The 12,029-nt window shown below is 71.3% G+C and carries 10 protein-coding genes and 1 pseudogene; 9 read left to right on the forward strand and 2 right to left on the reverse strand.

All coding sequences use genetic code 11. The annotated features are described in order from the left end of the window. The first annotated feature begins 33 nt into the window (after positions 1-33). From ACZ516_RS10160 to ACZ516_RS10170, 3 genes are all read left to right on the forward strand, one after another. Positions 34-1,086, forward strand: a complete 1,053-nt coding sequence (locus tag ACZ516_RS10160; RefSeq protein ID WP_469009641.1) for a FecCD family ABC transporter permease — start codon at positions 34-36, stop codon at positions 1,084-1,086. A 1-nt stretch (position 1,087) separates the two neighbouring features. Further along, the gene (locus ACZ516_RS10165; RefSeq protein ID WP_469009520.1) at positions 1,088-1,861 is read left to right on the forward strand and encodes an ABC transporter ATP-binding protein; all 774 of its coding nucleotides are present in this window, start codon (positions 1,088-1,090) and stop codon (positions 1,859-1,861) included. Positions 1,862-1,937: 76 nt separating this feature from the next. After that, a complete protein-coding gene (locus ACZ516_RS10170) occupies positions 1,938-2,933 on the forward strand; it encodes an ABC transporter substrate-binding protein (protein ID WP_361084010.1) in 996 nt (331 codons plus the stop codon). Between the two features lie 16 nt (positions 2,934-2,949). Here ACZ516_RS10170 and ACZ516_RS10175 read toward each other — a convergent pair whose 3' ends face one another. Then, entirely contained in the window at positions 2,950-3,810 is an 861-nt protein-coding gene (locus ACZ516_RS10175; RefSeq protein ID WP_358581727.1) for an SMP-30/gluconolactonase/LRE family protein, read from the reverse strand. Beyond that, entirely contained in the window at positions 3,807-4,577 is a 771-nt protein-coding gene (locus ACZ516_RS10180; protein ID WP_361084004.1) for an IclR family transcriptional regulator, read from the reverse strand. The genes ACZ516_RS10175 and ACZ516_RS10180 overlap by 4 nt, the downstream gene beginning before the upstream one ends. 229 nt (positions 4,578-4,806) lie before the next feature. Here ACZ516_RS10180 and ACZ516_RS10185 point away from each other — a divergent pair, with 229 nt between their 5' ends. From ACZ516_RS10185 to mmsB, 6 genes and pseudogenes are all read left to right on the forward strand, one after another. After that, the gene (locus tag ACZ516_RS10185; protein ID WP_358581722.1) at positions 4,807-5,973 is read left to right on the forward strand and encodes a mandelate racemase/muconate lactonizing enzyme family protein; all 1,167 of its coding nucleotides are present in this window, start codon (positions 4,807-4,809) and stop codon (positions 5,971-5,973) included. Continuing rightward, a complete protein-coding gene (locus ACZ516_RS10190; RefSeq protein ID WP_469009523.1) occupies positions 5,970-6,983 on the forward strand; it encodes a zinc-dependent alcohol dehydrogenase in 1,014 nt (337 codons plus the stop codon). The genes ACZ516_RS10185 and ACZ516_RS10190 overlap by 4 nt, the downstream gene beginning before the upstream one ends. Before the next feature lie 126 nt (positions 6,984-7,109). Beyond that, positions 7,110-8,077, forward strand: a pseudogene (locus ACZ516_RS10195) (hypothetical protein). Positions 8,078-8,080: 3 nt separating this feature from the next. Beyond that, the gene (chvE, locus tag ACZ516_RS10200) at positions 8,081-9,193 is read left to right on the forward strand and encodes a multiple monosaccharide ABC transporter substrate-binding protein (protein WP_358698609.1); all 1,113 of its coding nucleotides are present in this window, start codon (positions 8,081-8,083) and stop codon (positions 9,191-9,193) included. After that, on the forward strand, positions 9,190-10,770 hold the full coding sequence (gene mmsA, locus ACZ516_RS10205) for a multiple monosaccharide ABC transporter ATP-binding protein (protein ID WP_469009524.1): 1,581 nt from the start codon (positions 9,190-9,192) through the stop codon (positions 10,768-10,770). The genes chvE and mmsA overlap by 4 nt, the downstream gene beginning before the upstream one ends. A gap of 8 nt (positions 10,771-10,778) precedes the next feature. Beyond that, entirely contained in the window at positions 10,779-12,011 is a 1,233-nt protein-coding gene (gene mmsB, locus ACZ516_RS10210) for a multiple monosaccharide ABC transporter permease (RefSeq protein WP_358581712.1), read from the forward strand. Positions 12,012-12,029: the final 18 nt, after the last annotated feature.

The raw sequence follows: 12,029 nt of genomic DNA on the forward strand, positions 1-12,029 counted from the left end.
CGGGCTGCCGCGCCCGCCCCGGCCCGGGCCGCCGTGCGGGAGCGGCTGGCCTCCCCCGGGGCGCTGACCCTGACCTGCGTCGGCCTCTTCCTCGTCCTGGTGTCCTCCGTCGTCGTCGCCATCGGGCTCGGCGCCGTCCTCGTGCCGCCCGCCGAGACCGCCCGGTATCTGTGGGCGGCGCTGACCGGCGGACGGATCGGCGCCGACGAGACGACGACGTACCAGATCATCTGGCAGATCCGGACGCCGCGCGTGCTGCTCGCCGCGCTGGTCGGGGCCGGGCTGAGCACCGTCGGCGTGGCCATCCAGGCGATGGTGCGCAACGCCCTCGCCGACCCCTTCGTCCTCGGGGTCTCCTCGGGGGCGTCGGTGGGCGCCGTGGGGGTGACGGTCAGCGGCGGGCTCGCCGCGTTCGGCGTCCACGCCGTGTCGGCCGGTGCCTTCCTCGGCGCGCTCGTCGCGTCGTTCCTGGTGTACGCGGCCGCCTCGCACCGGGGGGTGCTCTCGCCGCTGCGGCTCGTCCTGACCGGCGTCGCCATGTCGCTGGGCTTCCAGGCCGTGATGAGCGTGATCATCTATTTCTCGCCGGACAGCGAGGCGACCGGCATGGTCCTGTACTGGACCATGGGCGGCTTCGGCGCGGCCAGTTGGGGCGCGCTGCCCGTCGTCGCCGCGGTCGTGCTGCTCGGCCTGGTCGTCCTGTACCGCCAGGGCAGGGCGCTGGACGTGCTCGCGCTCGGCGACGAGACCGCGGCGAGCCTCGGCCTCCACCCCGACCGGCACCGCAGGTCCCTGCTCGTGCTCGTCTCGCTGGTCACCGGCGTGATGGTCGCGGTGAGCGGCGCCATCAGCTTCGTGGGGCTCGTCATGCCGCACCTGGTGCGGATGGTGGTCGGCGCCGGGCACGCCCGGGTCCTCGCCGTCACCCCGCTCGTCGGCGCGGTCTTCATGGTCTGGGTCGATCTGCTCTCCCGCACGGCGGTCGCCCCGCGCGAACTGCCGCTCGGTGTCATCACGGCCCTCGTCGGAGTGCCGGTGTTCATCGCGCTGATGCGCCGCAAGTCGCATGTGTTCGGGGGGCGTTGAGATGGAGCTGCGGATCGAGGGGCTCGGTGTCGACGTCGACGGCACGCGCCTCGTACGCGAGTTGTCGCTCGATGTGGGCAGCGGCGAGGTCGTCGGCCTCGTCGGTCCCAACGGCAGCGGGAAGTCGACCGTGCTGCGCTGCGTCTACCGCGCGCTGCGCCCGGCCGCCGGCACCGTCCGCGTGGGCGGGGACGACATCTCCCGCCTGCCGATGCGGCGCAGCGCGCAGCTCGTCGCCGCCATGACGCAGGACGGCGCCGTCGACCTGGACTTCACCGTCGAGGAGGTGGTCGCCCTCGGCCGGGCCCCGCACCTGCGCGGCAACCAGGCGCTCGGCGCGCGGGAGCGGGAGCTGTGCGAGCGGGCCATGGAGCGGCTCGACATCCGGCACCTCGCCCGACGGGGCGTCCTCACCCTGTCCGGCGGGGAGCGCCAGCGCGTCCTGCTCGCCCGCGCCCTCGTCCAGGAGCCGCGCGTACTGGTCCTCGACGAGCCGACCAACCACCTCGACGTACGCCACCAGATCGAGGTCCTCTCGCATCTGCGGGGCGCGGGCCCCACCGTCCTGGTCGTGCTGCACGACCTCAACCTCGCGGCCGCCGCCTGCGACCGGATCGGCGTGCTCCACCACGGGCGCCTGGTCGCCGCCGGGACCCCGGCGGAGGTCCTCACCGAGGCGCTGGTCGCCGAGGTGTTCGGCGTGCGGGCCAGCGTCGTGACGCACCCACTGACGGGTGACCCGCAGCTGCTCTACGCGCTCCACCCCTCCCCCTGACCACCACCCCCTCTGCCCGGCTCTGCCCGGCTCTGCCCAAATCTGCCTGAATCTCTCCGAAAGGCATCAACACCCCATGATTCCCACCCGGTCCATCGCCCTGACGTCCGCGCTCGCGGTCACGCTGCTGCTGAGCGGCTGCGGCGCCGAGGTCGAGACGGACGGCGACGCCAAGGCGTCCGAGACGGTCACCGTCAAGAGATGCGGCGAGTCCGTCCCGTACAAGGTGCCCCGGCGTGCCGTGGCCTACGAGGGCGGCAGCGCCGACAAGCTGTTCAGCCTCGGCCTGACCGAGCACGTCCACGGGTATGTGATGCCGCCCGCCAACCCGCCGGTGAGCGAGTCGCCCTGGGCGTCGGAGTACGCCAAGGTGAAGATGCTCAGCGACGACCTGCTCAACAAGGAGGTGGTCGTGCGGGCCAAGGCGGATCTGGTCGTCGCGGGCTGGAACTCCGGCTTCAGCGACCAGCGCGGCATCACTCCGCAGATCCTCGACAAGCTCGGTGTCCAGAGCTTCATGCACACCGAGAGCTGCTTCAACTACCCCAAGTACCCGCAGCGGGTGACGCCGTTCAACGCGCTCTACAGCGACCTGGAGCGGCTGGGGAAGATCTTCCGCGTCGAGAAGAAGGCCGACCAGGTCGTCGGGGACCTGAAGAAGCGGGTGGCGGCCGTCGCGAAGAGGGCGCCCGGCGGTGACCCGGTGCCGGTCTTCCTCTACGACTCCGGGACCGATCAGCCCTTCACGGCGGGCAGCCAGGTCCCGCCGAACGACATCATCAAGACCGCGGGCGGCCGGAACATCTTCGACGAGCTCGACGAGCGCTGGACGCAGGTCAACTGGGAGGCGGTCACCCGGGCCGAGCCCGAGGTCGTCATCGTCTTCGACTACGGCGACCAGCCGGCGAAGAAGAAGATCGAGTTCCTGAAGAAGTCCCCGCACACCAGGGAGCTGCCCGCCGTGAAGAAGAACAACTTCTTCGTCCTCGACTACAACGAGGGCATCAGCGGGCCGCGCGACATCGACGGCCTGGAGAAGTTCGGCAGGTACCTGCGGGAGCTGAAGCGCTGACCCCGCCCCCGCCGCCTCAGCCCGCGAACGCCGTGCCCGGCACCCCCTGCCCGGCGTCCGGCAGCACCAGCACCGACCCCGCCAGCGGATGCGGCCGCTGCTGGCCGACGCGGGCCGTGGTGACGTACAGGTCCCGCAGGCCGGGGCCGCCGAACGCGCAGGCGGTGGGGCGCGGTACGGGGAGGCGGACGGTGCGGTCGAGCCGGCCGTCCGGGGTGTAGCGGCGGACGGCCCCGCCGCTCCAGAGGGCGACCCAGACGCAGCCCTCCGCGTCCACGGTGAGCCCGTCGGGGTCGCCCGCGCCGTCCTCGACGACCGCGAAGGGGCGCCTGCCATGCGCGCGGTGCCCGTCGAAGTCGAGGACGTCGACCCGGCGCGTGGGGCTGTCGACGTAGTACATGAGCCGCCCGTCGGGGCTCCAGCCCGGGCCGTTGCTGACGGCCACGCCACCGACTGTCCCCCGCTGCTCGGTGACCGTGCCGTCGGGGGCGACGCGGGTCAGGCCGCCGCCGCCCGGCGCCTCGTCGTAGCGCATGGTGCCCGCCCAGAGCGCGCCGTCGGGCGCCACGGCCGCGTCGTTGCCGCGGCGGCCCGGCACCGGGTCGCGCACCAGCCAGGTGAAGGAGGACCCGTCCGGCCCGTAGAGGCCGATGCCGTCGCGGAGGTTGACGACCAGGCCGCCGCCCGCGCGGGGCTTCGCGGCGCCGACGTGCTGTTCGGTGGCCAGCACCGTCCGGCGGCCGTCGCCGGGGGCGTACGTGTGGACGCGGGAGGCGAGGATGTCGACCCAGACGAGCCGCTCCGTGGCCGCGTCCCAGGTGGGGCCCTCGCCGAGCAGGGCCTGCTCGCGCACCGCCACCTCCCAGCCGGCCCTCATCGCGCGCCCCGGTGGCCGAGGCGCACGGACAGGTCGCCGGCGCCCTTGGCGGCCAGCTCGGCCAGCTCCCGCTCGCGTTCCTCGCTCCAGCGGATCATCGGCACGGAGATGGACAGGGCCGCCACGACCCGGCCCGCGCCGTCCCGCACCGGTGCGGCCACGCAGCTCACGTCGGGATTGGACTCGCGGTGCTCGACGGCGATGCCCCGCTCGCGGATCGTGGTGAGCGCGGTGACCAGCTCGTCCGGATCGGTGATGCTGTCGGGGGTCATGGCGGTGAACTCCCGCCCGCGCAGGCGGGCTTCGAGTTCGGTCTGCGGCAGCGAGGCGAGCAGCATCTTGCCGACGGAGGTGCAGTGCGCCGGGAGCCGGCGGCCCGCCGCGGAGACCATGCGCACGGCGTGCGTGGAGTCGACCTTGGCGATGTAGATGACGTCGGTGTCCTCCAGGATCGCGACGTGGACGGTCTCGTCGCAGGTCTCGGCGACCTCCCGGGCCACCTGCTGCCCCTCGGCCGCGAGGTCCAGCTGCTCGGCGTAGCGGCTGCCGAGCTGGTAGGTGCGTACGCCCAGGCGGTAGCGTCCGGGCTGGTCCGGGAGCTGCACCAGGTACGAGCGGGCCGCGAGGGTGGTGAGCAGTTCGTGCACCGTGGTGCGCGGCAGTTGCAGCCTGCGGGTCACCTCGGGCGCGGAGAACGTCCCGTCCCCCTCCAGGAACAGCTCCAGTATGTCCAGCGACCTGGTCACCGCGGGAACGAGTCGTCCCATGAGGCCTCCCACCCTTCGCGTCCGAACCCCCGCGTCCGAAACCTCGGCCGCTGATCGGTATGACGAACACAGGTTAGGCAGGTGGGCGTTCGCGGCGCAATGGCCGCCGCCGGACCGTCCTCAAGACCATTTCGCGCGAACCATTGACACGTTCCGGCCACCGTGAATAACGTCACGCCAGCATTTCGAACGTGTGACGAAATATCGAACAAGTCAAGGGACAACTGCCTTGCGCATCACGGGAATCAGCACGCATGTGGTCGGAACGCCCTGGCGTAACCTCACCTACGTCCAGGTGCACACCGACGAGGGTCTGACCGGCATCGGCGAGACGCGCATGCTCGGGCACACCGACGCGCTCATCGGCTACCTCCGCGAGGCGGAGGCCAACCACATCTCGGGGTCCGACCCGTTCGCGGTCGAGGACCTCGTCCGACGGATGAAGTACGGCGACTACGGCCGGGCCGGCGAGATCGTGATGTCGGGCATCGCGGTCATCGAGATGGCCTGCTGGGACATCAAGGGCAAGGCCCTCGGCGTCCCCGTCTGGCAGCTGCTCGGCGGAAAGGTCACCGACCGCGTCAAGGCGTACGCCAACGGCTGGTACACCACCGAGCGCACCCCCGAGGCCTACCACAAGGCCGCCCAGGGGGTCATGGAGCGCGGCTACCGCGCCCTGAAGATCGACCCGTTCGGCACCGGCCACTACGAGCTGGACCACGAGCAGAGCCGGTACGCCGTCTCGCTGATCGAGGCCGTGCGCGACGCGATCGGGCCCGACGCCGAGCTGATGCTGGAGATGCACGGCCGCTTCTCGCCCGCGACCGCGATCCGGCTCGCCCGCGACCTCGCCCCCTTCCGCCCCGCCTGGCTCGAGGAGCCGGTCCCTCCGGAGAACCTCAAGGCCCTGGCGAAGGTCGCCGCGAAGGTGGACATGCCGGTGGCGACCGGCGAGCGCATCCACGACCGCATCGAGTTCCGGGAGCTGTTCGAGAGCCAGGCCGCCGACATCCTCCAGCCCGACGTCGGCCACATCGGCGGCATCTGGGAGACCCGCAAGCTCGCGGCCACCGCCGAGACGCACTACATGCTGGTCGCCCCGCACAACGTGGGCGGGCCCGTGCTCACCGCCGCCTCGCTCCAGGTCGGCTTCACGGCACCGAACTTCAAGATCCTCGAACACTTCAACGACTTCGCGGACGCGGACATCAAGAAGGTCGTCAAGGGAGCCCCCCAGGTCGACCCGGAGACGGGCTGCTTCGAGCTGTCGCACGCGCCGGGCCTCGGCGTCGAGCTGGACGTCGACGCCGCCGCCGAGTTCCCCCAGCAGCAGGCCCGGTTCGACCTGTGGGCCGAGGGCTGGGAGAAGCGCTCGCCCGGCGGGACGGCGAGTTGAGCAGCCGCGCCGTCGTCGTCGACCGGCCGGGCGAGCACCGGCTGGTCACCGGCGAGCCCCCCGTGCCGGGCCCCGGCGAGGTGCTCGTCCGCGTGGGCGCCGCCGGGATCTGCATGAGCGACCGCGAGGTGTACGACGGTCATCGCGACGCCGCCTACGTCCGCTACCCCGTGACGCCGGGCCACGAGTGGGCCGGGACCGTCACGGCGGTGGGCGAGGGCGTCGACCCCGCGCTTATCGACCGCGCGACCGTCGCCGAGGGGTTCCGCTCCTGCGGCGTCTGCGAGCGCTGCCGGTGCGGGGAGACCAGCCTGTGCACCGGCGGCTACGCCGAGACCGGGTTCACCGAGCCCGGCGCCTTCGCCGACCACCTCACCGTGCCGGCCCGCCTGCTGCACCCGCTGGCCGACGACGCGGACCTGCGCGCCGCCGCGCTGCTCGAACCGTCCGCGGTGATCGCCGCCGCGGTGCGGACCGGCCGCCCCCGGCCCGGCGAGCGGGTCGCGGTGGTCGGCGCCGGCACCCTCGGGCTGCTCGCGGTCCAGCTGCTCTCCGCGTCCCGCCCCGCCGAGCTGGCCGTCGTCGATCCCCGCGCGGCGCGCGGCCGGCTCGCGCTGGACTTCGGGGCGAGCGCGGCCCTCTCCCCCGCCGACGCCGAGTCGGCGGGCGGCTCCTTCGACCTGGTCGTGGAGACGGCGGGCGCGGCGTCCACCGCCGCCTCCTCCTGCCTGCTCGCCCGCAGGGGCGGCCGGGTGGTGCTCACCGGGATGTTCGCCCAGGGGGCCGTCGGCATCGACCCCGTCCATCTGTCGCTGAGCCAGCTGGAGGTCCGCTCCGTGTTCGGGGCGCCGTCCTGCGCCTGGTCGGACGCGGTGCGGGCGTTCGGGCTCGGGCTGCTGGATCCCGCGCCGCTCATCACGCACACCTTCCCCCTGGAGCGGTTCGGGGAGGCCGTCGCCCTGGTGGGCGCCGGTGATCCCGAGGTCGGAAAGGTGCTCCTGCTCCCCTGACCTCTCCCCGCGGGGCCCCACCCCGCGGGGACCCCTCCCTGCGGGCCGCACGCGGCGAAGCCGCACAGGTCCGAGTCCCACGCCCCTTCCGGGGCGCCTTCTTTCACGTATTGGAGCCCCCGTACCGTGACCGCCCCGTCAGCCCCCCGGCGCCCCGGCGCCGAACCGCTCGCCCGGATCGGGTACCCCGTACCCGCCCCCGATCCGGCCGACGCCTCCCGCACACGTTCCCCGACGGCGGCACCTGGCGCACCGAGATCCCCTCCGTCGAGGGACCCGAGGCGCTCGCCGTGGTCCTCAAGGAGAGCGCCCGCCTCGATGTGCCCGTGCACCGGATCAGCCAGGGCAGCGGCGTGTGGATGCTCACCGACACCGAGATCACCGAGATGGTCGACGGCTGCGCCGCCCGCGACATCGAGCTGTGCCTGTTCACCGGCCCCCGCGGCACCTGGGACATCGGCGGCTCCACCCGCACCGACTCCGGCGGCGCCGGGCTGCGGGCCCGCGGCCACGACGCGCTCGCCGGCTGCGTGGAGGACGCCGTGCGCGCCACCGGGCTCGGCGTGAAGTGCCTGCTCGTCGCCGACGAGGGGGTCCTGTGGACGCTGCACAGGCTGCGCGCCACCGGAGTGCTCCCCGCGGACACCACCTTCAAGCTGTCCGCGCTGACCGGCCCGGTCAACCCGGCCTCGTACGCGGTGTACGAGCGGCTCGGCGCCGACTCCCTCAATGTGCCCTCGGACCTGACGCCCGCCCACCTCACGGAGATCCGCCGGGTGAGCCGGGCACCGATGGACATGTACGTCGAGGCCCCGGACGACCTCGGCGGCTACATCCGGATGTACGAGGTCGCCGAGCTGATCCGGCGCGGCGCCCCGCTGTACGTGAAGTTCGGCCTGGCCAAGGCCACCGGCATCTACCCCTACGGCGCGCACCTGCGCGAGCACGCCCACGCCACGGCCCGGGAACGGGTCAGGCGGGGCCGTCTCGCGCTGGACCTGCTGGCCCGGCACGGCGCGGACGGCGGCATGTCGCCGCTCGGCTCGCGGCTGCCGGGTGAGCTGCGCCGCTTCGCCGTCCCGGAAGGGGACTGACCCATGCGCACCCGCACTCTCGGCGCCGTCGCCGTCACGACCGCGCTGCTCGCCCTCTCACTGTCCGCCTGCGGCCAGGAGGCCAAGGGCGGCAGCCGCTACAAGCCGGACACCGGCAAGGGCGGCACGATCGGCCTCGCCATGCCGACCAAGTCCTCCGAGCGGTGGATAGCCGACGGCAAGAACATGGCGACGCAGTTCAAGAAGGCCGGCTACGAGACCGACCTGCAGTACGGCGACGACAAGGTGGAGAACCAGGTCGCCCAGATCGAGAACATGATCACGAAGGGGCACCGGCTGCTCGTGGTCGCCGCCATCAACGGCTCCGCGCTGACCGACGTGCTCCAGCGGGCCCACGAGGCGGGCATCCCGGTGATCTCGTACGACCGGCTGATCCTCGGCACGAAGAACGTCGACTACTACGCCTCCTTCGACAACGAGCGCGTGGGGCGCCTCCAGGGGCAGTACCTCGTCGACAAGCTGAAGCTCGGCAAGCCCGACAAGAACGCGGGCGAGGCGCGCTCCGTGGAGCTGTTCGCGGGCGACCCCGACGACAACAACACCAAGTACTTCTGGAACGGCGCCATGAAGGTGCTGAAGCCGTACTTCGACAGCGGCCAGCTGGTCGTCCGCAGCAAGCAGACGCGGCTGACCCAGGCGACGACGCTCAAGTGGGACGGCGGCACCGCGCAGAAGCGCATGGACGACCTGATCAGCAAGAGCTACGGCGACAAGCGGGTGGACGCGGTCCTCTCGCCGTACGACGGGATGTCCATCGGCATCATCTCGGCGCTCAAGAGCGCGGGGTACGGGACGAAGAGCGAGCCGCTGCCCGTCATCACCGGCCAGGACGCCGAGCTGGCGTCGGTGAAGTCCATCATCCGGGGCGAGCAGACGCAGACGGTCTTCAAGGACACGCGGAAGCTGGCCGCGCAGACGGTGAAGATGGGCGACGCGGTCCTCACCCACAAGAAGGTCCAGGTCAACAACACCAAGGACTACAACAACGGGGAGAAGACCGTGCCGGCCTTCCTCCTGAAGCCTGTGAGCGTCGACAAGTCCAACACGCAACTGCTTGTCGATGAGGGGTACTTCAAGGCAGGGCAGCTCAGGTGAGCGCGCCGCTCCTGGAGATGCGCGGCATCACCAAGACGTTCCCCGGCGTCAAGGCGCTCTCCGACGTGCGTCTGACCGTGCGGCCCGGGGAGATCCACGCGATCTGCGGGGAGAACGGCGCCGGCAAGTCGACGCTGATGAAGGTGCTCAGCGGCGTCTACCCGCACGGCACCTACGACGGCGAGATCCTCTTCGAGGGCCGGCCGATGGCCTTCAAGGACATCCGGGCCAGCGAGCGCCACGGCATCGTCATCATCCACCAGGAACTGGCCCTGGTCCCCTATCTGTCGATCGCCGAGAACATCTTCCTCGGCAACGAACAGGCCCGACGCGGATTCATCGACTGGAACGACACCCTGCGCCGGGCGAACGCGCTGCTGAAAAGGGTGGGCCTGCGGGAGAACCCGCAGACGCCGGTGTCGGACATCGGGGTCGGCAAGCAGCAGCTGGTGGAGATCGCCAAGGCGCTGTCCAAGGAGGTGAAGCTGTTGATCCTGGACGAGCCGACGGCCGCGCTCAACGACGAGGACAGCGCGAAGCTCCTCGACCTGATCGTGGAACTGCGCGAGCAGGGCATCGCCAGCATCGTCATCTCCCACAAGCTCAACGAGATCCGGCAGATCACCGACACCGTGACGATCCTGCGCGACGGGCGGACCATCGAGTCCCTGCCGGTGCGGCAGAGCCCGCTGCACGAGCCCCAGGTGTCGGAGGACCGCATCATCCGGGGCATGGTGGGCCGCGACCTCGACCACCGCTTCCCCGACCGCACGCCGTACGAGGGCCCGGACGCGGGCGAGCTCGCCCTGTCCGTGCGGGGCTGGACGGTACGCCATCCGGTCGACCATCAGCGCACGGTCGTGGACGACGTGTCGCTGACCGTGCGGCGCGGCGAGATCGTCGGCATCGCGGGCCTGATGGGCGCGGGCCGCACCGAGCTGGCGATGTCCGTCTTCGGGCGCTCCTACGGGCAGTACGTCGCCGGGGAGGTGGCGGTCAACGGCCGCCCGGTGGTGACCCGGACGGTGTCGGCGGCGGTCGACGCCGGCATCGCGTACGTCACCGAGGACCGCAAGCGCTACGGCCTGAACCTCATCGACAACATCAACCGCAACGTGTCGCTGGCGTCGCTGCCCGGCATGCGCGGGCGCGGCTTCGGCAGCATGGGCGGTTTCGTCGACGAGCACCACGAACGGCAGGTCGCGGAGCGCTACCGCACCTCGATGAACATCAAGACGCCCACCGTGTTCGAGCAGGTGGGCCGGCTCTCCGGCGGCAACCAGCAGAAGGTCGTCCTGAGCAAGTGGATCCACGCCGACCCCGAGGTCCTGATCCTCGACGAGCCGACGCGCGGCATCGACGTCGGCGCCAAGTTCGAGATCTACACCGTCATCGACAAGCTGGCGGCCCAGGGCAAGGCGGTCCTGTTCATCTCCTCGGAGCTGCCGGAGCTGCTCGGGATGTGCGACCGGATCTACACGATGGCCGAGGGCCGCCTGACCGGCGAGGTCACGCGCGCGGAGGCCACCCAGGAAGTCCTGATGCGCCATATGACCAAGACCAGAAGCAAGAGCTGAGGGCCGCCATGACCACCACGACCACTCCCCCACGGGACTCGTCCCCCGCGCCGGCGCCGGCCGTGCGCTCGGCCGGTGCGCTGCTGATCGAGAGCATGCGCTCCAACATGCGCCAGTACGGCATGCTGATCGCGCTGGCGTTCATCGTCGTGCTGTTCCAGATCTGGACCGACGGCACGCTGCTGCTGCCGAACAACGTCTCCAACCTGATCCAGCAGAACGGCTACATCCTCATCCTGGCCATCGGCATGATGATCGTCATCATCGCCGGGCACATCGACCTGTCCGTCGGCTCGCTGGTGGCGTTCGTCGGTGCCATGTCGGCGGTGATGATGGTCAAGCACGACATGCCGTGGGTGCTCGCCCTGGTCCTGTCGCTGCTGATCGGCGCGGTCGCGGGCGCCTGGCAGGGCTTCTTCATCGCGTACGTCGGCATCCCGTCGTTCATCGTGACGCTGGCCGGCATGCTGCTCTTCCGCGGTCTGACGCAGATCGTCCTGGAGGGCCAGTCGCTGGCCCCCTTCCCCGACGGTTTCCAGAACATCGCCAAGGGCTTCATCCCGGAGATGGGCCCGTACACGCAGTACCACAACCCGACGCTGCTCCTGGGCCTCGCCACCGTCGTCTTCCTGCTGCTCCGTGAGATCCGGGACCGCAGGCGGCAGTCGGCGTTCGACCTGGAGGTGCTGCCGACGGGGCTGTGGGTGGCCAAGTGCGTGGCGATGACCGCGGCGGTGGTGGCGTTCACTCTGACGCTGGCCAGCTTCCACGGTGTGCCGGTCGTCATGCTGATCATGTGCGGGCTGCTCATCGCCCTCGGGTACGTGATGCGCAACGCCGTCGTGGGCCGCCATGTGTACGCGCTCGGCGGGAACAAGGCCGCAGCGACGCTCTCCGGGGTCAAGGACAAGCGCGTCACGTTCCTGGTCTTCGTCAACATGGGCGTCCTCGCGGCGCTGGCCGGCTGCGTGTACGCGGCCCGGCTCAACGCGGGCACCCCGCAGGCGGGCCTGAACTTCGAACTGGAGGCGATCGCCGCCTCGTTCATCGGCGGCGCCTCGATGAGCGGCGGTGTCGGCACGGTCATGGGCGCCGTCATCGGCGGTCTGGTGCTCGGCGTGCTCAACAACGGCATGTCGCTCGTCGGCATCGGCACGGATTACCAGCAGGTCATCAAGGGGCTGGTGCTGCTGGCCGCCGTCGGCTTCGACGTGTGGAACAAGCGCAAGGTCGGTCGCTGACCGAATTCCTCTCCCAAC

This window comes from Streptomyces sp. NPDC034037, from assembly GCF_055575715.1.

Excerpts from the sequence above, each read along its gene's own strand:
- ACZ516_RS10165 (WP_469009520.1), top strand. The coding sequence starts at position 1,088 with ATGGAGCTGCGGATCGAGGGGCTCGGTGTCGACGTCGACGGCACGCGC.
- ACZ516_RS10170 (WP_361084010.1), top strand. The coding sequence starts at position 1,938 with ATGATTCCCACCCGGTCCATCGCCCTGACGTCCGCGCTCGCGGTCACG.
- ACZ516_RS10175 (WP_358581727.1), bottom strand. The coding sequence starts at position 3,810 with ATGAGGGCCGGCTGGGAGGTGGCGGTGCGCGAGCAGGCCCTGCTCGGC.
- ACZ516_RS10180 (WP_361084004.1), bottom strand. The coding sequence starts at position 4,577 with ATGGGACGACTCGTTCCCGCGGTGACCAGGTCGCTGGACATACTGGAG.
- chvE (WP_358698609.1), top strand. The coding sequence starts at position 8,081 with ATGCGCACCCGCACTCTCGGCGCCGTCGCCGTCACGACCGCGCTGCTC.
- mmsB (WP_358581712.1), top strand. The coding sequence starts at position 10,779 with ATGACCACCACGACCACTCCCCCACGGGACTCGTCCCCCGCGCCGGCG.